This window comes from Cypionkella sp. TWP1-2-1b2 (assembly GCF_049896245.1).
Lineage (GTDB): Bacteria > Pseudomonadota > Alphaproteobacteria > Rhodobacterales > Rhodobacteraceae > Cypionkella.
Window position 1 is genome coordinate 108,891 of the sequence record NZ_JAFCTX010000010.1, and the last position, 24,266, is coordinate 133,156.

Sequence of the window (24,266 nt, forward strand, 5' to 3'; positions counted from 1 at the left end):
GGAATTTTCCGTCCGAGTGAACAAAATGGCCGTATTCCGGCAGTTTATACCGGAGATTTGCCAGTTACGCGCCATAGGGCACCCAAATTGTTTTCACATCCGTCGCGGCGCGCAGGAAAGTGCGGCCTTCGCCCTCGGTGATCCAATCGCGGGAGTGGCCGTTGTTGACCCATGTGCGCTTGATGTTTCCGGCGGACTCTTTCTCGATCAGGGTGGAGAGGTTGCTGGCGGAGAAGCTCCATACGGCGTCAATATCGCGGTGGCCTGCGAGGGGTTTGGCGAGTTCGGTGTGCGCGCCGGTGACGATGTTGACGACGCCTGCGGGCAGGTCTGAGGTGTCGAGCACTTGGTAGAAATCGGTGGCGGCCAGCGGGAACGGCTCGGACGGCACGAGGATGCAGGTGTTACCCATCGCGATGGCGGGGGCCATCAGCGAGATCAGACCAAGTAGGGGCGCATCGTCGGGGCAGAGCGCGCCAATGACGCCGCAGGGCTCATTCATCGCCAGCGCCACGCCGCGCAGGGGCACGGATTTCACCGCGCCGTCGAATTTATCGGCCCAAGCGGCATAGCTGAACAGGCGGGCGATGGAAGCCTCAACCTCGGCCTCGCCGGAGCGTCCGGTCAGGTCGCGAAGGCGGCCCGCGAACTCTGTCGCACGGGCGGAGAGGTTTTCGGCGATGTAGAACAGGATTTGCGCGCGGGCATGGGCGGTGGTTTTGGCCCAGGATTTCGCGGCATGGGCGGCCTCGACCGCGTTGCGGATGTCCTTGCGGTTGCCGAGGCCCGCGTGGCCCAAGAGCTTGCCTTTCGGCGACCAAATGGGAAGCGAGTAGCCGCCATCGGGGCGGGCTTGTTTGCCTGCGATGTAGAGTTTGGCGGTGCGGTCGATGCTGGAGGCCTCGATGATGGCGGGGGGCGCAAAGGCTTTGATCGGGCTCAGCGGTTTGGTCGCGCGGATGGGTTTGAGATAGGCCATCAGACCCTCCCAGCCGCCCTCACGGCCAAAACCGCTTTCGCGCACACCGCCAAAACCAGCGGCGGCGTCGAACAGGTTGGTGGCGTTGACCCAGACCACGCCCGCCTTGATCTTCGGGGCCACGTCGAGGGCGAGGTTGATGTTTTCCGACCAGATGGTCGCGGCGAGACCGTATTTGGTGTTATTCGCCAGCTCTACAGCTTCGGTCGGGGTGCGGAAGGTCATGGCGACCAGCACGGGGCCGAAGATTTCTTCCTGCATCAGGGTGGAAGCGGCGGAAAGCCCGGTGATCAGGGTGGGCGGGTAGAAGCAGCCATCAGGCACGGTGCAGGCGGCGTGGTAGGTTTCGCCGTCTTGGTTGGTGTCCACCATGCTCTTGATCGTGGCGAGTTGCGCCGGGTCGACGATGGCCCCCACGTCGATGCATTTGTCCAAGGGGTCACCAAGGCGCAGCCCATCCATCCGGCGTTTCAGCTTTTCGTAGAAACGATCCGCAATGCCTTCCTGGATCAACAGGCGGCTTCCGGCGCAGCAAACCTGGCCTTGGTTGAACCAGATCGCATCGACGAGGCCCTCGATGGCGCTGTCCACATCGGCGTCGTCGAACACGATATAGGGGGATTTTCCACCAAGTTCCAAGGTCAGGGCCTTGCCAGAGCCTGCGGTGGCCTCGCGGATTTTGCGGCCCACGACGGTCGATCCGGTGAAGGCGATTTTATTCACATCGGGGTGGTTGACGAGGGCAGCCCCGGTGTCGCCGTCGCCGGTGACGATGTTCAAAACGCCCTTCGGCAGACCAGCCTCACGGGTCAGCTCTGCAAACAGCAAAGCGGTGAGCGGGGTGTATTCGGCGGGTTTCAGTACCACAGCGTTGCCTGCGGCGAGGGCGGGGGCGACTTTCCATGCCAGCATCAGCAGCGGGAAGTTCCACGGGATGACGGCTCCGCACACACCGAGGGGCGCTTGGCCGGGCAGTTCGGCGTCGATCAGTTGCGCAAGGCCCGCGTGATAGTAGAAATGCCGCGCGACAAGCGGGATGTCGATATCGCGCGATTCGCGGATCGGTTTGCCGTTGTCCATGGTTTCCAGCACGGCGAGCAGGCGGGCATGTTTCTGCACCAGCCGGGCGAGGGCGTAGAGGGCTTTGGCGCGGGCATGGCCGGGCAGTTTCGCCCATTTCGGCTGGGCATGGCGGGCGGCTTTGACTGCCGCATCGACATCGCTGGCGCTGCCTTGGGTGACAAGCGCGAGCGGTTTCGCGGTGGCGGGGTTTTTCGTCTCAAACACCTCGCCGAGTTTGGTGAACGCGCCGTCGATCCAGTGGCCGAAGCTTTGGTGTTTGGTCAGCCAAGCCATCACCTCGGCATTGCTTTCGGGGGCGGGGCCATATGCCATGCTGTCGAAGATCTCGCGGACGGTGGGAGTGGTCATGGCATTGTCCTTTGGCAGGGCGGCAGGCTTTGAGCGGGAGCGGGTGCGGCAGGCGTGCGCCTCCGGCGGGAATATTTGGGCCAAGATGAAATTGGGAGGGCGGGCATCAGGTTACCCCATCGCGTGGCGGTTGGACGCCGAGTATTGGCCGGTCAGGTGGTGTTCCAGCTGACGCTCGATATCGCCCAGCAAGGAGGACGCGCCGAAGCGGAACAGATCGGGTTGCAGCCAAGCGTGGCCGAGTTCATCTTTCATCAGCGCCAGATACAGCAGCGCATCTTTGGCCTTGGCAATGCCGCCCGCGGGTTTGTAGCCGACCTTGATGCCGGTGCGGTCTTGGTAATCGCGGATGGCGCGGATCATGGTGAGGGTGACGGGCAGGGTGGCGTTGACGGCTTCTTTGCCGGTGGAGGTCTTGATGAAATCGGCCCCGGCCATCATGCAGACCAGCGACGCGCGGGCGACGTTGCGCAGGGTTTGCAACTCGCCCGTGGCGAGGATGGCTTTGACATGCGCCTCGCCACATTCGGCGCGCATCTCGCGCATTTCGTCATAAAGCGCCTGCCAGTTTCCGGTCAGCACATGGCGGCGCGAAATCACGATGTCGATTTCTTTCGCCCCGGCGCGGACGCTTTCGCCGATTTCGGCGATGCGCAGATGATAGGGCGACAGGCCAGCGGGGAAGCCTGTGGAGACGGCGGCGACCGGGATATTTGTGCCTTCCAGCGCCCGGACTGCCGTGCCGACCATCTCGTGATAGACGCAGACCGCTCCGGTGGTCAGGCCTTGCAAGCCCAATTTGTCAAGCATCCATGGGGCGACGGGCTGGCGGGCTTTGGCACACAGGCGTTTGACGCGGCCTTCGGTATCGTCGCCCGACAGGGTGGTGAGGTCGATCAGGCTGATGGCTTTCAAGAGCCACGCCGCTTGAAAGTCTTTTTTAACCGAGCGTCTGCCGCCTATGGTGCCCGCGCGGCGCTCGATGGCGGAAGTGTTGGCTTGCACGCCCGCCACCCAATCCAGATCCAGCGCCATGCCGGGATTGCGGGTGTGGGTCAGCGTCGGCAGCTGGGTTTTGGTCTCGGTCAGGGTTTGCATCGGGGCCTTACCTTTTGGGTTGACGGCAGAGTGCGCTGGAGAGGGGCGGGGTGGCAAGGGGGGTGATGCGGTCGGTGGGCGGGATTTGACCGATGGGTTAAATCTGCGGTGGCGCATATTGGAGCGAAATCCTGCCAACCATATTGCGGGGGCTTATCGGCCCTGGCAGGCCTCTGCGCTTGACACTGCGGAAGCCAGCAAGGAGCGCCCGTCAGGGAGCGACGCGCGGCGGTTTGTCTGGCCGCTCCCCCGCCCATGGGGCTTCGGTACCGGTGGGCGGCAGGTCAGGGCGGACAAGGTGGCGGTGGGCTTTGGCCAGCATCAGGCCCGACAACGGCGCGGTCAGGAACAGGAAAGCCGCGACCATCACGCCTTGCCAGCTGGCAGTTCCGGTTTGCCACAGCATGGTGAGGGCGGCGGCGATCAGGGACGCTCCGACGCCGACCGTGGTGGCCTTGGTGGGCGCATGCAGGCGCTGCATCGGCTCGCGCAGTTTCAGCAGGCCAAGGCTGCCGATCAGCCCAAAGCTGCCGCCGATGATCAGCAGGGCGGAGATGAGCAGTTCGATGGTGAAGCTCATTCGATGATGCCCCCGCGCAGCAGGAATTTGCAGAAGGCAATGGTCGAGATAAAGCCGGTCATCGCCAGCAGCAGGGCGGCGTCGAACACAACGGTGGAGTGGGTTTGCACGCCGTAAAGCACGATCAGCGCGATGATGTTGATCACCATTGTGTCCACCGTCAGGATGCGGTCTGGCATGGTGGGCGCAGTGGCAAGCCGCCACAGGTTCAGTATCAGCGCAAGGGCAAAGCAGGCGATGGCGAAGGTCAGCGCATAGGTCAGCATCAGCGGAAAATCCTTTGCAACAGGGTCTCATAGCGAGATTTGATCTCGGCGCGGGTGGCGCCGGGGTCAGGCGCGTGCAGGGCGTGGATCAGCAGCGCCTTGTTATCGGCGGAAAATTCGGCGGTCAGCGTGCCGGGGGTCAAGGTGATGGTGCCTGCCAGCAGGGCAATGGCCTCGGGGCAGGGCAGATCGACGGGCACGCTGATCCATGCGGATTTGATCTGGCCAGCGGGCATGAACAGGATGATGCGGGCGACCTGGATACTGGCGATGATCACATCGTAGAGCACGAGGGCGAGGTAGCCGATCAGCCGCAAAGGGTGGCGGATTTTCGGGCGGCCCGGCCAGTAGGCTTGGGTCGCAAGCGGGATGAGTGTGGCAAGCAGGGCGGCCATCAGCAGCGCGTTCAGCGACAGGCTGCCCGCAAGCAGCAGCCATGCGAGAAACAGCGTGGCCGACAGCATCGGGTGGGGGAACAGGCGGCTCATTCGGTTCCCCCAAGGTGGTTGGCGGCGATGTAGGCAGTGGGACTGTGCAGGGCCTTTGCGGTTAGGGTCAACCCGTCGGTGATCGGGCCTGCGGCGATGGTCAGGGCGGTGAGGACGGCGAGGCAGAGCATTATCGCGGCTTTGCTTTGGGTTGGGGCCTCGGCGCTGGGGAATTTCCAGAACAGATCAGAGCCCTGCCGCGCAAAGCCGATCATGGTCAGCAGCGAGGCTATCAGAATGGCAGCCCATGCGATGGCGTCGCCGCGCAGCGCGTCGAGGATCAACAGTTTGCCGACGAAGCCTGATAGCGGCGGCATCCCGGCTATGGCGATGGCGGCGGCCATGAAAAGTGCTGCGGTCAGGCCGTCGCGACGGCTGCGGGCAAGGTCGGCGATCAGAAATAGTGCTGCGGCAGCAAAGGTGGAGTGGATCAGGTAATAAAGGGCGGCGGCGGTGGCTTGCGGGGTAAAGGCCGACACCGCCAACAACAGCGTGCCCATTGAGCCAATGGCGGCGAAGGCGATTTGGCGCGGCAGGCTGCGGGTGCCGAGGGTGCCCAAGGCTCCGATGGCAATGGTGGTGAGGGCGGCGGGGTAAAGCAGGCTGGCGATCAGCGTGGTGGTGGCGGGCAGGTCGGTCGGGAACACCAGGGTGCCAAAGCGGATCAGCGCGTAGGCCCCGACTTTGGTCATCACTGCGAACAGCGCGGCGATGGGGCCGGGGGCATTGGCATAGGTGCCGGGCAGCCAGAATTGCAGCGGCACCAATGCGGCTTTGACGGCAAAGACCAGCATCAGCAGTACAGCCGCCACGCGGATCAGGGCGGTGTCACCCGCCGGGATTTCGGGCAGTTTCTGCGCCAAGTCGGCCATATTGAGCGTGCCTGTGGTGCTGTAAATCGTCGCCAACGCGAACAGGAACAGCGTCGATCCCAGCAGGTTGAACGCCACATATTGCACGCCCGCGCGGATGCGGGCCTCACCGCCGCCATGCACCATCAAGCCGTAAGACGCGATCAGCAGCACCTCGAAGAACACGAACAGGTTAAAGGCGTCGCCGGTCAGGAACGCGCCATTCAGTCCCATCAGTTGGAACAGGTATAGCGCGTGGAAGTGGCGGCCTTTGGTGTCCCAGCCGGTGATGATGCTGTGGATCAGGATGATCATGGCAAGCGCAGAGGTTAGCAGCAGCATCAGGGCTGACAACCCATCAAGCACCAGCGCGATGCCGAACGGTGCGGGCCAATTACCCAAAAAATAGGCTTGGGTGGGGGCTTGACTGAGGGTGATAGCAAGGGCCAGCAGGGCGATTGTGCCGATGACAGAGAGGACGCGTTGCAGGATCAGCGCATCACGGGCGAACAGGATAATGCAGCCTGCCAAGATGGCGGGCAGGATAACGGGCAGGATCAGCATCTGATTCATGGCTGATCCTTAGGCTCAGAGTCGCTCTCGTAGCCGCGAACGTGTTTGGGGTCTGCGCTGATGGCGTCGGGCTCTACACCAAGGTCGATGCGGTCGTGGCCTGCGGTCAGATAAGCCCCCAGCGCCATGATCACCAGCACCGCCGTCATCCCGAAGGAAATCACGATGGCGGTCAGCACCAAGGCTTGCGGCAGTGGGTCGGTGTATTGGCTACCCTCGCTGATGATAGGGGCTGCATTCAGTCTGATCCGGCCTGAGATGAACAGGAACAGATTGACCGCATAGGACAGTAGCGACAGGCCCAAGATCACCGGAAACGTGCGGGCGCGCAGCATCAGATAGATGCCGCAGGCGGTCAGGGTGCCGATGGCGCTGGCGATTAGGATCTCCATCAGCAGGCACCTCGCGGTTTTGCGAGGCGGGCGAGGGCATCCAGCGCCAGCATCACCGCGCCCAACACGCAGAGGAACACGCCAAGGTCGAACAGCGCGGCGGTGGCAAGTTCGAAATCCTGCAACGGGGCCGGGTGGATGTGGGTGTAGTTCGAGGTCAGGAACGGACGGCCCGCAACGAAAGACCCGACCCCGGTGGCGCTGGCGATCAACACGCCTGCGCCGATCATCGCATGGTAAGGTATGCGGCGGCGGGCGGCGGCCCAGTCTTGGCCACTGGCGATATATTGCATGACGAAACCGATGGCGAAGACCAGCCCAGCGACAAAGCCGCCGCCGGGTTGGTTGTGGCCGCGCAGGAACAGATAGATGCCCACCAGCATCGCCATCGGCAGGATCAGCCTTGTGGCGGTTTGCAGCATGATCGGGTGCGGATCGCCGGCATCAATGGAGTCGGGGCCTGTGGTTTGGTTGGGGCGGACGGCCCATTTAGTGCCAAGCAGGCTTTCGGTCAGCGCAAAGATCAGCAAAGCGGCGATGCCGAGGACGATGATCTCGCCGTAAGTATCATAGCCGCGGAAATCGACGATGATGGTGTTGACGGCGTTGTGGCCGCCCGCCCCCGGCAGCGATTGCGCAAGATGGAAGGCAGAGATCGGCGGGAAGATCGCGTCACGGGTCATCAGCGGATAGGCGAGGGCGGCGGTGGCGGTGCCTGTGGTAAGGGCGAGGGCGGCATCGCGGAGTTTGCGCAGCGTCGCGGTCTTGCGCGGGGTGGTCTTGGGCAAGAAGTTCAGCGCCAGCAACATCAGCGCAACGGTGACAACCTCAACCGTGATCTGGGTCAGCGCAAGGTCGGGGGCCGAGAGGTAAGCGAAACCCGCCGACAGGATCAGGCCCACGATTCCCACCAACAGCAGCGCCAGCAGGCGTTTGCGGTGTAGGGTGGTGGCGGCAATGGCGGCGGTGATCAGCAGGGTGAAGCCCACGGCAGGGGCAGCGGAGACGGCGGTAAGAGCGCGGCTGCCGGGCAGGCTTTCAGCGGAGTGGTAGGCATAAAAGCCAAGCGTCAGGATGCTCAGCAGCGCAAGGCTGAAGGCGCGCGACAGGCTGCCGTTGTGCAGCTTCTCGGTGAAGGTTTGGGCGGTTTGTGTGAGGGCGGTGAGGCTTGCGTCAAACATCGCTTTGGCCTGCGGTTTTGGCGCCGCATCCCAGATCCGGCGTAGGCGCGGATAGAGGCCAAGGGTGATCAGCGCGCCGCCGATTGCGGCAAGCGACATCCAAAGGGCGGGGGATGCCAGACCGTGCCAGAGGGCGATGTGGGCGTGAATTGGCGCGCCTGTGGTGGCAGATGTGGCGGCATCCACCAGCCATGCGGTGAGCGGCATCGGGGCGAGGCCAATAGCCACGACAAGCGCGGCAAGGATCGCGGGGGGCAGCCAGAGGCCGAGGGTGGGGTCGTGTGGGGCATGGGCATAGGCGGGCGTAGGGCCGAGGAAGGTGTAAGTCAGGAACCGCAGCGAATAGGCGACGGACAGCAGGGCGGCGATGGTCGCCAGCGCGGGGATGATCCATGGGGCGGTCTGGGCGGCTTCCTCCAGCATCATCTCTTTCGACAGAAAGCCGTTCAGCGGTGGGATACCCGCCATCGACAGCGTCGCGATGGTCGCCATGCCAAAGGTGATCGGCATGGCGCGTCGCAGGCCGCCCAAGGCGCGGATATCGCGGGTGTGGGTGGCGTGATCGACAATACCCGCCAGCAGGAACAACGCGGCTTTGAACGTGGCATGGCAGAGGATGTGGAAGATCGCGGCGGTGGCCGCAGCCTTGGTGCCTAGGCCAAAAAGGAAGGTGATCAGCCCCAGATGGCTGACGGTGGAATAGGCGAGGATGGCCTTCAGATCATCCTTGAACAGCGCCACCTTGGCGGCGAAGGCCATGGTGATCAAACCCGCCGAGGTGACGATCCAGAACCATTCCGGGGTGCCCGACAGCACCGGCCAGAGCCGGGCGATCAAGAACAACCCGGCTTTCACCATGGTTGCCGAGTGCAGATAGGCAGATACCGGAGTGGGGGCGGCCATCGCATGCGGCAGCCAGAAATGGAACGGGAATTGCGCCGATTTGGTGAAAGCGCCGAGCAAGATCAGGATGAGGGCGGGCAGATACAGCGGGCTGGCTTGGATGGCGGCTTTCTGGGTCAGGATCGTGGAAAGGTCATAGCTGCCCGCGATATGCCCCAAGATCATCAGGCCTGCGATCAAGGCAAGGCCCCCCGCGCCTGTTGTCGCAAGCGCCATCCGCGCGCCTTGGCGGGCTTGCGGCAGATGGCTCCAGAATCCGATCAGCAGGAAGGACGACAGCGAGGTCAACTCCCAGAACACCAGCAAAAGCAGGATGTTATCGGACAGCACAATCCCCAGCATCGCGCCTTGGAACAGCATCAGGTAGGTCAGGAAGCGGGCGTAGGGCTCGGAGGCGTCGAGGTAAAAGCAGGCATAGGCTTGGATCAACAGACCGATGCCGAGGATCAGCAGGGCGAACAGCAGGGCAAGGCCGTCAAGCCGGAAATTGGCATCAAGGCCAAGGCTGGGCAGCCAGTTGATCTGGGTGGTGATCGTGTCGCCCGCCATGATCGCGGGCAGCTGGTACAGGATCAGGGCGAGGGCGGTGGCGGTGAACAGGGCGACGGTCAGGGTCGCAATGGAACGACCGAAGCGCTGGGTCAGAGCCGGGGTAAGGGCACCCAGAAAGGGCAAGGCTGCGATCAAGGCAAGCAACATAGGTTTGCCCCTCAGGCGTTGGATGGCAAACCGCAGTTTGCTTGGGCTGCGGTGATGGGGGCTTAACACCCCCACGGCCTGATTTGCCAAGGGCAAATCCAGCCTTCCCCGGTGGGATATTTTCGCGCAGAGGTTGACCTTACGGGCGTCGCCTCTTTCAATCGAAGATAAGGATTTTGGCAGATGGATCAAGGTGAAAGCGGCACGCGGCACGCGATGGGGCGCATGGAACCTGCCAAAGCCCAATGTAGGCTGCAATTTGCATTGTTGCAGTCGAAGCCGCGCCAATGCGGCACTCTACTACCAGATGTTGTGGTTTAAGCCGATTATATCAGGCTTCAAACACAAGTCATTCCCCGCTGGGAAGGAATTTTCCGGCTTTATGCTAGGCTTCACGCCCCGCCGCGTTCTGGTCGATCAGATAGCGCTGCGACAGCGGAATTGCGGCGGCCCCCAAAGCGCGGGCCTGCGCGCCAAGGCTGCCTTCGCGGATCACCGGCGGGTCGATGCCGTCAAGGTCCAGCGCGTGCAAAGCGGCATGGGTGCGGCGGGTGATTTCGGCGCGGATTTCGGTGGGCATCCAGCCGTCGATCATCACCGCCTCAATCTCCAACAGCGAGGCGGCGCTCAGCGCCGCCCAAGCCAAACCATAGGCGGCCTGATCCATCCAATCGGACAGAATTTGCGGTGAGACGTTCCAGTGCTCATGCTGTTCAAACAGATGATCCGAGGGTTCGCCCGCCGCCTCCATCGCCGCCGCAAGGGTGGACATCGAAGCGGCCGAAATCAAACGGTCCATCTTGCCATCACGGCCCGGCACCGGCATCGGGCCGACGCCTGCGGCATTGCCAGAGCGGCCCAGGAACAACTGGCCGTTCAGCACCAGACCACCGCCGACAAAATAGCCGAAGTAGAAATACAGGAAATCTTTTGGGCGCTCGCCAGTGCCGAACACCAACTCGGCCCCGCAAGCCGAAGTGGCGTCATTTTGCACATAGACCGGAAGTTGGGTGACGGCGGCGAGTTCGGCCTGAATATCGGCGTGCCGCCAAGCCTCCATATCCGCCTTCGGTGCGCCGATCAGCTCCACCCAGGACCACAGCTGAAATGGCATCGCCACCCCCATGCCGCTGATCCGGGCACGTTCGGGCGCAGTGAGATTGGCGACAACTTCGGGCAAGCTGCGGGCGACAAAGGCCACCACAGCGCTGGGTGACGGATAGCGGTAAATCTGCCGCTGGGTGGCGCGGACCCGGCCCATGAAATCCACCAGCGTCAGATCGACCGAGCGCCGCCCGATCTTCAGCCCCAGAAAGAACGCGCCTTCGGGGTTCAGATACATCGGCACCGAAGGCTGACCGATGCGACCGCGCTGGGGTTCGCCGCGCAACAACAGCCCGTCGCGCTCCAATGCACGCATGATCACCGACACGGTTTGCGCCGAAAGCCCAGTTTTCCGTGCGATGTCGGATTTTGCCAAACCGCCCTGCTGGCGCACCAAAGATAGCACCAGCCTTTCGTTATGATCCCGCATCCCCGATTGGTTCGAGCCGCGCAACCCGAGGTCGTCGCTTGGTCGCTCTGGAAGGAGTTCAGCGCCCGAGGGCATATGGCGGCCTATTGTGTGACAGCGGCAGGCAGGGCTGCCTTGCGCAGGATGACATTGGCGAAAAGTTCGGATTCTGACGTTGCAACAATGGCATAAGCCGCTTTGATGCGCGGGTAAAGCTGATCTCCGGCAAGCGGGGTCAGGGTGAAGTGCTGGCCGCAGGTGTGGCAAAGGTCGTCCAAGCCGTGATGGATCACCCCGCGCTGGGCGGGATCGTTGTGCAGGCTGGAGCGGAACGCGGCCTCTACCGGCAGGATTTTCAGCACCGCGCGCAGCATTGGCATTAGCAGGATACCATCGGCGCGGATCAGGCGGCGGGCGTGTTCTGCGGCGGGATAATTGCCATCGACCAAAGCGATCTCATCGCCATGGCCCATCGCCCGCAGCGCGTGCAGCAGCTCTGGCCCCAGCAAAGGCGAGATTCCGATCAGCATGAATGACAGCCTCCCCCCGAGGAAAATCGACGATTCCACAGGCAGTAGTCGCCCGCATTGGACAGCAGACTGCGGCTTGGCGGCGGTGCTGTCAATAATAAATCACTCTGATTTATTTATCTTGACGCAAGGGAGGGAATCAGGCCATGTAACGCCATCGCCGGGCAGGAGACGCTGTGGCGAAACGCTTTCGACAGGGGAATAAACCCCTAAATCCTTGGGAGGACGACCAATGAAATTCACCACCAAAGCCCTGCTGGGTGCTGCTGCGATTGCGCTGATGGCAGGCTCTGCCTCGGCGGCCGATCTGGCTTGCCTGATCACCAAAAACAACACCAACCCCTTCTTCGTGAAGATGAAAGAAGGCGCTGAGTCTGCGGCCAAAGCGGCGGGCATGGATTTCCAAGCCTATGCCGGTGAGAAAGATGGCGACGCGGCCCCGCAGATCACTGCGATTGAAAACTGTGTCGCCGCTGGTGCCAAGGGTATCCTGATCACCCCGTCGAACGACTCGGTTGGCCCAGCCCTGAAAGACGCGCGCGCCGCTGGTATTCTGGTGATCGCGCTCGACACGCCGCTGGCAGACAAAGACGCGCAGGACATGACCTTTGCGACTGACAACTTCCAAGCTGGCCTGCTGATCGGTCAATGGGCCGCTGCCACGTTGGGCGACAAGGCCGCTACCGCCAAGATCGCGATGCTGGACATCAACAAAGACAACATCTCGGTTGACGTGCAGCGTGACACTGGCTTCCTGAAGGGCTTCGGCATTGAAGTGCCGGATCTGGCGGTGATGGGTTCGGAAACCGATGCCCGCGTGATCGGCCACGAAAGCTCGGACGCGAACCCCGAAGGTGGTCTGCGCGCGATGGAAACTCTGCTGGCAAAAGACCCCGATATCAACGTGGTCTATACCATCAACGAGCCTGCGGCTGAGGGTGCTTACCAAGCGCTGAAAAACGCTGGCAAGGAAGCCCAAGCGATCATCGTCTCAGTAGACGGCGGCTGCCCTGGCATCGCTTCGGTGAAAGGCGGCACGATTGGGGCCACTTCGCAGCAATACCCGCTGCTGATGGCATCCAAAGGCATCGAAGCCATCGCAACCTTCGCCAAAGACGGCACCAAACCGGCGGCGACCGACGGGCTGACTTTCTTCAACACCGGGGTGAACCTTGTCACCGACAAACCGGCCGCTGGCGTCGAGTCGATCGACAGCACCAAAGGCACCGAGCTTTGCTGGGGCTGAACCGGGCCGTTTGATCAAGTGGCTTGATTAACAGAAGGGCGGCTTTACAGTCGCCCTTCTTCTTAAGCGAAACCTGTCAGGGTTTCGGAGGATCATCACCGGAGGGGAAGCCGAAGCGATGAGCACAGATGCAGCACCAACCAAAACCATTTCCGACTTTGAGGCGACGCTGACCAAAGCCGATACGGCTGTCGCGGCCTTTGAGCGGGACGATAAATCTTTCATACCCGTGTTGCGCGGCTATCTGCGCAACTACCCCACGATGATCCCGGCGCTTGTGCTGCTGATCTCGGTGATCTGCTTTGGCATCATCGCGCCGCGTTTTCTGGGCATCGGCGCTTTGTCGACCGTGCTGAAACAAGTCACCGTCACGGGCTTTGTGGCACTGGCGCAGACGCTGGTGATCCTGACGGCGGGGATTGATCTGTCGGTCGGGGCGATCCTTGTGGTCAGCTCCTTGATCATGGGCAATTTGGCCGTGGTCACCGGCTTGCCAGTGGGGCTGGCGATTCTGATCGGGTTGTTCTTTGGCGGGCTGATGGGCTTCATCAACGGCGTACTGGTGGCTAAGGTTAAGCTGCCGCCGTTCATCGTGACCTTGGGCACGCTGTCGATCTTCAACGCTTTGAAGTTGTGGTATTCGCAGTCGGAATCGATCCGCAACGTCGATATCGACGCAAAAGCCCCGGCCTTGCTGTGGTTCGGCAAGGGCTTTAACATGGGGGGTGCCTCGATTTCCTTCGGTGGGATCACCTTGATTTTGCTGGCGGCGGTTCTGTGGTATGTGCTGAACCAGACCTCGTGGGGCCGTCATGTGCATGCGATTGGTGATGACCAGGATGCGGCGATGCTGTCGGGGATCAAGGTTAGCAATACGCTGATTTCGGTCTATGCTGTGGCGGGTCTGATCTGCGGCTTTGCGGCCTGGATCGCGATTGGCCGGGTGGGGTCGGTGTCGCCCATCGCGTTTGACACGGTGAACCTAGGCTCAATCACCGCTGTGGTGATCGGCGGCACCTCGCTGTTCGGCGGGCGCGGCTCGATCATCGGATCGGTGCTGGGGGCGTTCATTGTGGGCGTGTTCAACACCGGCCTGTCACTGGCCGGGGTGGACGATTACTGGCAGATGTTCGCGGCAGGCTGCCTTGTGATCATCGCCGTTGCTTTGGATCAATGGCTGCGGAGGGCTTCGCAATGACCACGGGTACTCCTATCCTGCGCGCACGCGGGTTGATGAAGCGGTATGGCACGGTTGTCGCCATGAACGGCGCGGATTTCGACCTGAATGCAGGCGAGATTGTCGCGGTGATCGGCGACAACGGGGCGGGCAAATCGACCTTGATCAAGGCGCTGTCGGGGGCTGTGACCCCTGACCACGGCACGATTGAACTCGATGGCCGCCCGGTGAACTTTCGCGGGCCGGAAGATGCGCGCGCCGAGGGCATCGAGACGGTGTATCAGAACCTTGCGATGTCGCCGGCTTTGTCGATTGCCGATAACATGTTTCTGGGCCGCGAATGGCGCAAACCCGGTTTCATGGGTTCGGTGCTGCGCCAGATGGACCGCCCGCGGATGGAGCAATTCGCCCGCGACAAGCTGTCGGAACTTGGCCTGATGACAATTCAGAACATCCACCAAGCGGTGGAAACCCTGTCGGGTGGTCAGCGCCAAGGCGTGGCGGTGGCGCGTGCAGCGGCGTTTGGCTCCAAGGTGGTGATCTTGGATGAGCCGACCGCAGCCTTGGGCGTCAAGGAAAGCCGCCGGGTGTTGGAGCTGATCCGCGATGTGCGCGCACGGGGCATTCCGATCATCCTGATCAGCCACAACATGCCGCACGTGTTCGAGGTGGCCGACCGCATCCACATCCACCGTCTTGGGCGGCGGCTGTGCGAGATCAACCCGAAGGACTATTCGATGTCCGACGCGGTGGCTTTCATGACCGGGGCGAAACTGCCCGAAGGCGTGACAGAACAGGCGTAAGGGCAACATGACTCCGGTTGACCTTGCGGCCATAATCCGGGCGAAAGCCCAAGGCAAAGGGCGGTTTCTGACCGCCCTTGCTGGCCCTCCCGGTGCGGGGAAATCCACCCTCGCTGCCGAATTGGTGGCGGCTTTGGGGCAGGGCGCAAAAGCCGTGCCGATGGATGGCTTTCATTACGATGACGCGGTGTTGCTGGCGCGCGGTGCGCGGGATCGCAAGGGCGCGCCCGACACATTCGATGCGCAGGGCTTTTTCCACCTTTTGCGCCGTCTGCGGGTCGAGGATGAAATCGCAATCCCGCTCTTCGACCGCGATCTGGAAATCTCCCGCGCCGGCGCCGATATTGTCACCGCCCAAGACCGTCTGCTGGTGGTCGAAGGCAACTACCTGTTGCTCAATGAGGCCCCATGGCCCGACGCCGCACCTTTGTTCGATCTGACAGTGTGGATCGACGTGGCCGAGGCTGAACTTGACCGCCGCCTGCAAGCCCGCTGGGCGCATTACGGCAAAACCCCTGCAGAAGCGCGGGCATGGATCGACAGCAACGATCTGCCCAACATCCGCCGCGTGACGCAAAACAGCCGGGCGGCTGATTTGAACATGCGCTTGGGCTGACAGGCCGATTTTATCGCAACGCCTCTTGGTCTTGCCCGATTTGTTCCCAAACAAATCGGGCCGCGCCTGCCTGCCCCCGGCAGGCGCGATACCGCGCCAGCCCAGTCAGGCGCGCCCCGATTTCCCAACGCTCGGCTTGCTGCGCATAGCCCCTTGCTCGACGGCCTCCAGCCTTACGAGCAACGAACCGGAAAACGCTCTCCCAGAGCGTCTTCTTTCGGTTCCAGACAGCCTCACCCCTGCGGCGTCATCGCTTTACGACCCTTCGCGCGCTCCAACCCCAATTTCCGCTCGCGCCAGATGATCAAAATCCCCGCTGTGATCACCAGCCCGGCCCCGATCAGCATTGTGCGCGTTGGCACCTCGTCAAAGGCGAAATAGCCGATCAGCAGCGCGAACAGCATCGAGGCATAGTCGAAGGGGGCGACCAGCGACGCATCCGCCTCGCGGTAGCTTGAGGTCAGCAAGATCTGCCCGACCCCACCCAGCAACCCGCAGGACACCAGCAACACGGTTTCCAGTGGAGTCGGCACCACCCAGCCAAATGGCAAAGTGGTCAGCGACAGCAGGGTCGAGGTCAGTGAGAAGTAAAACACAATCGCGGCGGTCTTCTCATTATGCACAAGCTTGCGCACAAAGACCTGTGCCAAAGCCGCGCAGAACGCCCCACACAGCACCAGCATCGCGCCAAACGCCTCGCGCGTTGAGGCCGCATCGCCTGACACGATGGTCAGGCGCGGCGACAAAACCACCATCACCCCGGCCAGCCCCAAGGCGACCGAGGCGATGCGAAACAGCCGCACATCCTCGCCCAGAAACATCGCCGCGAACACCACCACCAGCAGCGGCGAGGCATAGCCAATCGCCGTGACCTCTGGCAGCGGCAGATAGGCGAGGCCAGCAAAGCCGAGGCCCATCGCCATCGTCCCCATCAGCCCGCGCCAGAAATGCCCAAACAGATTATGCGCGCGAAATCCGGTCGCCAACTCATGCCGCATCGTCAGCCAGATCACGATCACTGGCATCGCAAAGAACGACCGGAAGAACACCGTCTGCCCCGGCGGCACATGCTGGGCCGTCACCTTGATCAGCGAAGACATCAGGATGAAAACAACCACCGAGGCCAGCTTCAAGGCAATGCCGCGCAGCGGACGGGCAGGCGGATGGCCTGTGACAGGGGTGGGTTCTTGCATGGCAACCTCGGCGTAAGGGACTTTCCAGCAATTCCGCACTGGACGAAGTCTCTGGCATAAGCTTCCCTATTCAAAAGGAGATTACCATGCCGAAAGCAGCATTGTCCGACCGAATTGATCAGGGCCGCGGGATTACGCCCGCCGATATCGTGCTGAAAGGCGGCCTAGTCTATGATCTGATCAGCGGCGAGTTGGTGGCATCCGATGTGGCAATCTGTGGCGATTGCATCGTCGGGGTGTTTGGCAACTACGCGGGCAAGGTCGAGATTGACGTGACGGGTCAGATCTTGGTGCCGGGCTTCATCGACACCCATCTGCACATCGAATCCTCGCTGGTGACGCCGTTTGAATTCGACCGCTGCGTTAGCCCGCATGGGGTGACGACCGCCATCTGCGATCCGCATGAAATCGCCAATGTCTGCGGGTTGACCGGGATCAACTACTTCCTTGAGGCGTCCTCCCGTACTCTGATGGACATTCGGGTGAACCTGTCATCCTGCGTGCCTTCGACGCATATGGAGACGACGGGTGCGCGGTTGGAAGCCGCCGATCTGGTGCCGCTGATGCAGCATCCTCGGGTGATTGGCCTTGCCGAATTCATGAATTACCCCGGCGTGCTTTATAAAGACCCCGGCTGCATGGCCAAGCTGGAGGCGTTCAAAGGCCGCCACATTGACGGTCACGCGCCCTTGCTGCGCGGCAATGATCTGAACGGCTATATCGCGGCGGGGATTAGGACGGAGCATGAGGCGACTTCGTATGAGGAAGGCTTGGAAAAGCTGCGCAAGGGGATGCGGGTGCTGATCCGCGAAGGTTCGGTGTCGAAGGATTTGCACGCGCTGGTCGGGCTGTTGACCGAGCGGCACGCGCCGTATCTGTGTTTCTGCACCGATGACCGCAACCCGCTCGACATTGGCGAACATGGTCATCTGGATTATCTGATCCGCACCGCGATTGCTTTGGGGGCACCGGCTTTGGCCGTCTATCGCGCGGCCAGCCTGTCAGCCGCCGAGGCCTTCGGCCTGAAAGATCGCGGCCTGATCGCGCCGGGGAAACGCGCGGATATTGCGGTGATTGACAGTCTGGAAAGCTGCCGGGTGTTGCGGGTGTTCACCGGTGGGGTTGAGATCACCGACGCGGCGTTTGCGGCGCGGCAGTTGATCCCCGAGGTGGCGCGTCATTCGGTGAAGGCCCCGAAGATTGAGGCGCAGCATTTCCGCACGGGGGGCAATCGGGTGGAAACCCCGGTGATCGGGATTTTGCCGGGCAAGATCATCACCGAGCATCTGACTTATCAGATCGCCCCCGAAGATGGCGACAAGCGCCCCGATATCGCCCGCGATCTGGTGAAGATCGCGGTGATTGAGCGGCATGGGGTGAATGGCAACCGCGCGACCGGTTTCGTGAAGGGCTTCGGCTTGCAGCGCGGCGCGATTGGCTCGACGGTTTGTCATGACCACCACAACATCGCGGTGGTGGGGGTGGATTACGACGATATGGCGCTGGCGGTGCAGCGGCTGGGCGAGATTGAGGGTGGCTTTGTTGTGGTGGAGAATGGCCGCGTGCTGGCCGAACTGGCGCTGCCGGTGGCGGGGTTGATGAGTTTGAAGTCGTTCGAGGCGGTGCGGGCGGATTTGGTTGCACTCCGGGCGGCGGCGGCCTCACTTGGGGTGACGCTGGAGGAGCCGTTCTTGCAGCTCGCGTTCCTCTGCCTGCCCGTAATCCCGCATCTGAAAATCACCGATCATGGCATGGTGGATGTCGATCGGTTTGAGGTGATGCCGTGAGGGGTCCCAACTCGGGACCTTTTATTGTTGTCGGATAACAGGGGTTTGGGGTGGGTGTTTTAACGGATTTTTAAAGATTGTGCCGATTGGAGCCCCGGGGCGCTGGCCAAGCCGCATTGGCGTGCCAATGCGGTTGGACCCTGGGATATTTGGGCCAATGTGAAAGGGGAAGGGGGAGCATCCGAAGTCATGGTGGCAATTATGGGCCAAGAAACTGTTGCGACGGTGGCGTCGGGACCTCAACGAACTCACCGTTTTGCAGATCACTTCTTGTTCCAATGATCTATGCTGAGAAACGCAGAGAACCTTAGCGGCGGCGCAGGGGCAGGCGCGACTGGCGCGCGCTGGTAACTGTCAGGCATAAACCACGGCAGAAAAGCCTCGATGCGCCCCTTGGTTACGCGTTCGCGGGTGATTTGAAGGGTGATGTTTTGCACGGCCGCGCCGGGGCCGAACCAAGGCGACAGATCGGTGCCAGTGATAATATGCAGAGTTTCGGGTCGAGAAAGATCGTCAAAGTTGGCCATCAAGGGCCAGTATTTCTCGGGAAGCACTTCCGGCGCCATGCCTCGTTGTTCGTCGATCTTTGCCATCAAGTCTTCAAACGACATTGGTATTTTGTACCAGATGAAACCGGGCCATTCATTCGGGCCGCCGTAATGCGATTGGTTCTCTAACAACACAAAAAGCACCCGGCCCGGGGCAATTTCGACCGCTACTGCCTCACCCGTAAAGGATGAGTTGATCGTTGAAGCCTCACGAAGCCCGAAGGAAAAGTTGCGCAGATCTAAAACTCGACTTGTGTGACGGCGGAGCCTTCCACGAGCCCCTCGGGTGTTGTGACCGAGACGGTCAGTTTCTGACGCTAAGTGTAGTGGGGCGGGATGAAGACGATGTAGAGCAGTCCGGCGAGGCCGACGATACCCGCGATGATGAGGATTTTGCGGAGTTTCATCGTGGCGCTTTCCGTGTGTGAAGGCATCGCGGGTGTTGGCTATGCGGTTTCAGGGTAAGCTGGCCTGTGCAGAGGGTGCAAGCGTTGGCAGCCTCCGGCGGGAGTATTTCAAAAAGAGCAATGGCTGGAATACGGCGCTGCGTGTCGGTGCAGGCATTGCTTTGCGGGGCGGCTGCGCGCGATAGTTTGGCAGCTTGGGAGGGATTTCAGATGGCCAATACATCGCAGACATTGTTTGAACGCGGCACGCGCGTGCTGGTCGAGGGGGTGTCTTCGGCCTCGCGCGGGCCTGCGACCTTTGGCGGGGCGCCGCGCTATATGAGCCACGGCGCCGGGGCGCGGCTGTATGATGTCGATGGGCGGGAGTATATCGACTGGATGATGGCGTTTGGCGCGTTGCCTTTGGGCCATGCGCATCCGGCGATTGTCGAGGTGGTTTCCCGCGAGATCCTGCGCGGCAGTCATTTTGCCACGGCGCTGGAGGTTGAGGTGGAGGTGGCGGAGATCCTTGTCGGGATGCTTCCGCATGTTGACAAAGTGCGCTTTGCCAATACCGGGACCGAGGCCTGCATGGCGGCGTTTCGGCTGGCGCGCGGCCATACCGGGCGGCGCAAGATCATCAAGTTTGAGGGACATTATCACGGTTGGGCGGATAATATCCTGCTGAACACCAACCCGATGCCTGTTGCGGCTTTGGGGCATCCGAATGACCCTATTCGGATTTGCGATTCGTCGGGGATACCACCCGAGGCGCAGGCGGATACCATTCTGTGCCGCTGGAATGATGTCGAGGCGTTGGAGCGGGTGATGGCTTTGCACGGGCCTCAAACCGCCTGTGTTGTCACCGAAGGCGTGATGTCGAACATGGGGGTGATCCCGCCGAAACCGGGGTATCTGCTGCGGATGCAAGAGCTGTGCCAGCAATATGGCGCGCTGTTCTATCTCGATGAGACGGTGACCGGGTTTCGTGTGGCGGCGGGGGGCTGTGCGGAGTTGTATGGCCTGACGCCGGATATCGTTACCTATGGCAAGGCTTTGGGCGGCGGTTTGCCGATGGCGATGATCGGCGGGCGGGCGGATGTAATGGCGGGCTTGGAATGGGGCAAGGTTTTGCACTTTGGCACCCATAATGCCGGGCGGCTTGCGCTGCATGTCACCAAGGTGATGTTGCAGACCATGCTTGCGGATGATCAGTCCGGCTTTCGGCGCATCAAGAATTTGGGCAAAGCGATGGCGGATGAGGTGCGCAAGGTTGCCAAGCATTCGAACCGGCACAAGATCGTGGTGCAGGGGGTGAATTCGATGTTCCAGATCTTTTTCACCGATCTGGATGCGGTGACGGATTACCGCGATTTCTGCGGCCATGTGGATCGGGCGAAATTCAGGGATTTCGCGCTGCGGCTGATGGATAAGGGGGTGTATATGAACCCCTCGGCAACGCTGCATTCGCTGTCGTCGGTGGTGCATACCGAGGCGGATATCTCGGCCACCAGTGCGGCGATGGCGCAGGTGTTGGACGAAATGCCATGAAGATCGGCATCCTGGGCGTCGGGCATCTGGCGGAATATCTGGTGCGCGGGGCAAGGAGGGCGGAGTCTGTGAGGGTGGAGTTTGCGGGGGTGGAGTTTGTGCTGAGCCCACGCTCGGGTGACAAGGCCGCGGGGTTGGCGGAAACCTGTCGCTGCGCTGTGGCGGAAAGCAATCAGGCGGTGGTCGATCACTGCGAGATGGTGCTGGTCTGTCTGCCTGCGGCGACCGGGCTTGCTGTGCTGAAGGCTTTGCAGTTTCGTGACGGGCAGTCGGTGTGTTCGGCGATGGCGGGGGCTGCTTTGGCCGATCTGACGGCGGCGGTGGCCCCGGCCGAAGCGTTCTGTGCGATGATGCCGGGGTTCGCCAATGCTTTCGGCGCGGGGCCGTCGTTGCTCTATCCCGGCGATGCGGACTGGGAGGCGTTTCTGGCGCTTTTGGGCCCCGTGCATCGGTTTGCGGACCGGCAGGCGTTTGAGACAGCGGCGGTGTTTGGCGCGATGTCGGGCGCGTCGATCTTTTTGATGCGGCATTTGGTGCGCTGGTATGAACGGCAGGGATTAGATGCGGTGACGGCGCGTGCCTTGGTGGCCGAGACCTTCCGTGGCAATGCCGAGGTGTTGTTGCAGGCCGAGGCGGGCTTGGACGCTATCGCGGTGGGGGTGACGACCAAGGGTGGGATCACCGAGCAGTTGGTGGGTGTGCTGGAGGCGCGCGGCGCACTGGCTGCTTGGGATGAGGCGATGGATGGGGTTCTGGCGCGGATGGTGCCGGGGCGTTAGGGTCACTTTCGCTTTGGACGGAAGAATTTGCGCCGAAAAATCATTCCCCGCTGGGAATGACTTGTGTTATTTGCCTCATTTTTTAGAGATTTCCACAATATGTTGTGGTTACTTGTGAATTTTTATAGTTTGGTTTTGTACTTCGGCCCTAATGCGTCCGTGCATCGAGGGCCTCTTTGATGCCGTTTCCTTCGGTCCTGCGCAAGCCGCCTTAGCTTAGAACAAGCCCGCCTTCGCGTTCCAGGAAAGCCACCACATCGTCGATGCCCTTGCCGTGGCGCAACTGCGCCAGCACATAGGGGCGATGGGCGCGGGCGGTTTTGGTGTCGGATTCCAGCAGGGCAAGGTCAACGCCGACATAGGGCGCGAGGTCGGTTTTGTTGACCACCAGCAGGTCGGAACGGGTGACGCCGGGGCCACGTTTGCGCGGAATATCCTGCCCTGCGGCGGTGTCGATGACGTAGATGGTGATATCGGCGAGTTCAGGGCTGAAGGTGGCGGCCAGGTTATCGCCGCCGCTCTCGATCAGGATAAGGTCGAGGTCGGGGAAGTTTTGCCGCAGATCGGCCACGGCGGCGAGGTTGATGCTGGCATCCTCGCGGATCGCGGTATGCGGGCAGCCGCCGGTCTCAACCCCACGGATGCGGGCAGCGGGCAGGACTTGGGCGCGGGTCAGGTAATCAGCGTCTTCGCGGGTGTAGATGTCATTGGTGATCGCGGCCATCGAGCAGCGCTTGGCGAGGGCGCGGCAGAGATGTTCGGTCAGCGTGGTTTTGCCAGCACCGACCGGGCCGCCGATGCCGACACGAAGGGGGCCGTTTGGATTGGTCATGGGCGGGAAATCCTGAGGTTTGGCGGTCATGTGCGGAAAATCCGCCGTTTTGTTCGTCATGTGCGGAAAATCCGCACGGGAAGGGTTTCGTGACGCATCGCGGCGATATCGGCGCGGAGGGCGCTGGAGTGCAGGGCGGACAGCGGCGCTTCGGCATATTCGGCGGCCAGCGCGGTGATGCGGGGGGCGAGGTTGGCGAGGGTCTTTTGGCCATCAGTCTGGCCCAACGGCACGAAGCGCACGGCGGCAGAGGTCAGTTGCGCAGCCAAGCCTTGCAGCCAGAGGGTCAGGACTTCGGCGGTGGTGACGTTGAGGGTGGCGGTGGCGGCACCGACAGCGATGGGATAGGGGCGGGCGGGGTGATCGGCCCTGGTGATAGCACTGATGGCGAGGGCGAAGGCGCGGCCTTGTTCTTGCAACTCCGTCACCCGCTCGGCGCTGGGGGCGAGAGCGAGGATCAAGTCGGTGAGGGCTATGAGGTCAGCATCGGAGCGGCGGGCATGGGCCAACAGGATGGCGTCAATCCGGCCAGAGCCGTGGCGCAGGATGGCGGCGATCCATGCCTCCAGATCGGCGGCTGTTTTGATATCGCCGTCGGTGATCGCCACCTCTAGCCCTTGCGAATACGCGAAAGCCCCGATCGGGAAGGCGGGGGAGAGCCATTGCACAAGGCGGAGGCGGTCGGTCGGGTCAGCCATGCGCGGCCCCGAAGTTCAGGGCGAAATGGCCTGCGGGGCCGTGATCATGGCCCATCGTTCTCCCGTGCCCATAAGCGCCACCTTCGGGGCGGAAGGCGGCGATGTGCAGGGAGAGGGTAGCACCGAGGCCCTTCAGCATCGCCTCAATCACCGGGTCGCGGCGGATCACCAGATGGTCGCCCGCCACTTGGCAAGGCGTGTGGCGGTTGCCGATATGCCAAGCGAGGCGGGCCAGATTGCCCGCCACCTGCACCACGGGTTCCGCTGCCGCCACCACCGCGATCTTACGGCCATCGTCGAGCAGAAAGGCATCGCCATCTTCGACCGAAATCGTCTCGGGCAGATCGACCATAAAGCTGGCCCCGCTCTCACACGTCAGCCGTTTGCGGCGCAGGAAACGCTCGTCATAGGACAGGATCACCCGATCTATCGCGCCATCAGAGGCATTGCGCAGCAGGGATCGGGCGGGGAGCATGGGTTAGCCTTTCGGGGTCAGGGAGGTCAAACCAAGGTCGCGGCTGGCGTCGCCCTTGCGGTCAACCACTTGAGTTTCCAGACCGAAGCCGAGATCGGGAAAGTAAACCCAACGGCGGGTCAGATCGGTGGTTTTGTTCGTGAAGATCGCCTCGACGGTTTGCACCCGGTAGCTACAGTCGGACAATTTCGCGGTGGTTTCCGCCAAGAAGCGGTAGTTGACGGTATAGCTGGTGCGGTCGCGCTGCGAGATCGCCACCGGGCCTAGTTTGAAGCGCACCGCCTGCGCGCCACGCTCGGTCACGGTAGTATCCCACGTCGTGCCGGGCGCGGGCATCGGTGGTTGACTGGCAAACCTATAGCTGTAAGTGCCGCCCGGTCCGCCCTCGGTCTGATAGGTGTCAGTTGGCACCCATGTCCACTCGGCATCGTAAATGCCCAGCCACGACTGGCGCTTGTCTTGCCAAGCGGTGCTGGAATTTACTGCGTAATCAATGGCAAAGCGCTTGCCGTCGGTGCGGATCAGGCCTTGGCGGCCATCTTGGCGTGTGAAGTTTACGCCATTTGTAAGGCTTGCGGGCGTCACACATTCGGCCAGCGCGGGGCTGGACATACAAAGGCAAAGCGCAAGCGCGCGGGTCAGGGTCAGCATGGCAACCTCACTGTTGATCTGAGGCTGTTATACTGCGCTG

23 protein-coding genes are annotated in these 24,266 nt (G+C 62.0%); 7 read left to right on the forward strand and 16 right to left on the reverse strand.

Annotation, left to right across the window (positions count from 1 at the left end; genetic code table 11):
• Positions 1-64: 64 nt before the first annotated feature.
• The 10 genes from ACP7AP_RS08865 to ACP7AP_RS08910 all read right to left on the reverse strand — a co-directional run bounded on the left by ACP7AP_RS08865 (position 65) and on the right by ACP7AP_RS08910 (position 11,484).
• Positions 65-2,410, reverse strand: a complete 2,346-nt coding sequence (locus ACP7AP_RS08865) for an aldehyde dehydrogenase family protein (RefSeq protein ID WP_426033842.1) — start codon at positions 2,408-2,410, stop codon at positions 65-67.
• Between the two features lie 111 nt (positions 2,411-2,521).
• Positions 2,522-3,508, reverse strand: coding sequence for a deoxyribose-phosphate aldolase (gene deoC / locus ACP7AP_RS08870; RefSeq protein WP_426033843.1), 987 nt, complete (start codon positions 3,506-3,508; stop codon positions 2,522-2,524).
• Between the two features lie 211 nt (positions 3,509-3,719).
• The gene (gene mnhG, locus ACP7AP_RS08875) at positions 3,720-4,088 is read right to left on the reverse strand and encodes a monovalent cation/H(+) antiporter subunit G (protein ID WP_426033844.1); all 369 of its coding nucleotides are present in this window, start codon (positions 4,086-4,088) and stop codon (positions 3,720-3,722) included.
• Entirely contained in the window at positions 4,085-4,354 is a 270-nt protein-coding gene (locus ACP7AP_RS08880; RefSeq protein WP_426033845.1) for a K+/H+ antiporter subunit F, read from the reverse strand. The genes mnhG and ACP7AP_RS08880 overlap by 4 nt, the downstream gene beginning before the upstream one ends.
• Positions 4,354-4,842 (reverse strand): Na+/H+ antiporter subunit E, encoded by a 489-nt coding sequence (locus tag ACP7AP_RS08885; protein WP_426033846.1) that lies wholly within the window; start codon positions 4,840-4,842, stop codon positions 4,354-4,356. The genes ACP7AP_RS08880 and ACP7AP_RS08885 overlap by 1 nt, the downstream gene beginning before the upstream one ends.
• The gene (locus ACP7AP_RS08890; protein ID WP_426033847.1) at positions 4,839-6,266 is read right to left on the reverse strand and encodes a monovalent cation/H+ antiporter subunit D; all 1,428 of its coding nucleotides are present in this window, start codon (positions 6,264-6,266) and stop codon (positions 4,839-4,841) included. The genes ACP7AP_RS08885 and ACP7AP_RS08890 overlap by 4 nt, the downstream gene beginning before the upstream one ends.
• Entirely contained in the window at positions 6,263-6,658 is a 396-nt protein-coding gene (locus ACP7AP_RS08895) for a Na+/H+ antiporter subunit C (protein ID WP_426033848.1), read from the reverse strand. The genes ACP7AP_RS08890 and ACP7AP_RS08895 overlap by 4 nt, the downstream gene beginning before the upstream one ends.
• Positions 6,658-9,441, reverse strand: coding sequence for a monovalent cation/H+ antiporter subunit A (locus ACP7AP_RS08900; protein WP_426033849.1), 2,784 nt, complete (start codon positions 9,439-9,441; stop codon positions 6,658-6,660). The genes ACP7AP_RS08895 and ACP7AP_RS08900 overlap by 1 nt, the downstream gene beginning before the upstream one ends.
• A gap of 385 nt (positions 9,442-9,826) precedes the next feature.
• Positions 9,827-11,050, reverse strand: coding sequence for an ROK family transcriptional regulator (locus ACP7AP_RS08905; protein WP_426033850.1), 1,224 nt, complete (start codon positions 11,048-11,050; stop codon positions 9,827-9,829).
• 8 nt (positions 11,051-11,058) lie between these two features.
• Complete coding sequence (locus ACP7AP_RS08910; protein ID WP_426033851.1) at positions 11,059-11,484, reverse strand: RbsD/FucU family protein; 426 nt, start codon at positions 11,482-11,484, stop codon at positions 11,059-11,061.
• Positions 11,485-11,716: 232 nt separating this feature from the next.
• On the opposite strand from ACP7AP_RS08910, the gene ACP7AP_RS08915 reads away from it, so the two are divergent.
• The 4 genes from ACP7AP_RS08915 (at position 11,717) to ACP7AP_RS08930 (ending at position 15,326) form a co-directional block, all read left to right on the forward strand.
• Complete coding sequence (locus ACP7AP_RS08915) at positions 11,717-12,730, forward strand: substrate-binding domain-containing protein (protein WP_426033852.1); 1,014 nt, start codon at positions 11,717-11,719, stop codon at positions 12,728-12,730.
• A gap of 118 nt (positions 12,731-12,848) precedes the next feature.
• Positions 12,849-13,928 (forward strand): ABC transporter permease, encoded by a 1,080-nt coding sequence (locus ACP7AP_RS08920; RefSeq protein WP_426033853.1) that lies wholly within the window; start codon positions 12,849-12,851, stop codon positions 13,926-13,928.
• On the forward strand, positions 13,925-14,710 hold the full coding sequence (locus tag ACP7AP_RS08925; protein ID WP_426033854.1) for an ATP-binding cassette domain-containing protein: 786 nt from the start codon (positions 13,925-13,927) through the stop codon (positions 14,708-14,710). Before ACP7AP_RS08920 ends, ACP7AP_RS08925 begins: the two co-directional genes overlap by 4 nt.
• A gap of 7 nt (positions 14,711-14,717) precedes the next feature.
• Entirely contained in the window at positions 14,718-15,326 is a 609-nt protein-coding gene (locus tag ACP7AP_RS08930) for a nucleoside triphosphate hydrolase (RefSeq protein WP_426033855.1), read from the forward strand.
• 233 nt (positions 15,327-15,559) lie between these two features.
• On the opposite strand, the gene ACP7AP_RS08935 is transcribed toward ACP7AP_RS08930, so the two are convergent.
• Positions 15,560-16,519, reverse strand: a complete 960-nt coding sequence (locus ACP7AP_RS08935; protein WP_426033856.1) for a DMT family transporter — start codon at positions 16,517-16,519, stop codon at positions 15,560-15,562.
• An 86-nt stretch (positions 16,520-16,605) separates the two neighbouring features.
• Between ACP7AP_RS08935 and ade the strand changes: the two genes are divergently transcribed.
• Complete coding sequence (gene ade, locus ACP7AP_RS08940; protein WP_426033857.1) at positions 16,606-18,306, forward strand: adenine deaminase; 1,701 nt, start codon at positions 16,606-16,608, stop codon at positions 18,304-18,306.
• A 263-nt stretch (positions 18,307-18,569) separates the two neighbouring features.
• On the opposite strand, the gene ACP7AP_RS08945 is transcribed toward ade, so the two are convergent.
• Positions 18,570-18,899: a hypothetical protein gene (locus ACP7AP_RS08945; RefSeq protein WP_426033858.1), complete on the reverse strand. Its 330-nt coding sequence runs from the start codon at positions 18,897-18,899 to the stop codon at positions 18,570-18,572.
• Between the two features lie 572 nt (positions 18,900-19,471).
• On the opposite strand from ACP7AP_RS08945, the gene ACP7AP_RS08950 reads away from it, so the two are divergent.
• Both ACP7AP_RS08950 and ACP7AP_RS08955 read left to right on the forward strand, forming a co-directional pair.
• Positions 19,472-20,791 carry an aspartate aminotransferase family protein gene (locus ACP7AP_RS08950; RefSeq protein ID WP_426033859.1) on the forward strand — a complete coding sequence of 440 codons (1,320 nt, stop codon included), beginning with the start codon at positions 19,472-19,474 and terminating at the stop codon, positions 20,789-20,791.
• Positions 20,788-21,570, forward strand: coding sequence for a pyrroline-5-carboxylate reductase dimerization domain-containing protein (locus ACP7AP_RS08955; RefSeq protein ID WP_426033860.1), 783 nt, complete (start codon positions 20,788-20,790; stop codon positions 21,568-21,570). Before ACP7AP_RS08950 ends, ACP7AP_RS08955 begins: the two co-directional genes overlap by 4 nt.
• A 211-nt stretch (positions 21,571-21,781) precedes the next feature.
• Here ACP7AP_RS08955 and ureG read toward each other — a convergent pair whose 3' ends face one another.
• The 4 genes from ureG to ACP7AP_RS08975 are packed head-to-tail and all read right to left on the reverse strand — an operon-like array spanning position 21,782 to position 24,226.
• The gene (gene ureG / locus ACP7AP_RS08960) at positions 21,782-22,402 is read right to left on the reverse strand and encodes an urease accessory protein UreG (protein WP_426033876.1); all 621 of its coding nucleotides are present in this window, start codon (positions 22,400-22,402) and stop codon (positions 21,782-21,784) included.
• Between the two features lie 56 nt (positions 22,403-22,458).
• Entirely contained in the window at positions 22,459-23,100 is a 642-nt protein-coding gene (locus ACP7AP_RS08965) for an urease accessory protein UreF (protein ID WP_426033861.1), read from the reverse strand.
• Entirely contained in the window at positions 23,093-23,575 is a 483-nt protein-coding gene (locus ACP7AP_RS08970) for an urease accessory protein UreE (RefSeq protein WP_426033862.1), read from the reverse strand. The genes ACP7AP_RS08965 and ACP7AP_RS08970 overlap by 8 nt, the downstream gene beginning before the upstream one ends.
• 3 nt (positions 23,576-23,578) lie before the next feature.
• On the reverse strand, positions 23,579-24,226 hold the full coding sequence (locus ACP7AP_RS08975; RefSeq protein WP_426033863.1) for a hypothetical protein: 648 nt from the start codon (positions 24,224-24,226) through the stop codon (positions 23,579-23,581).
• Positions 24,227-24,266 lie beyond the last annotated feature (40 nt).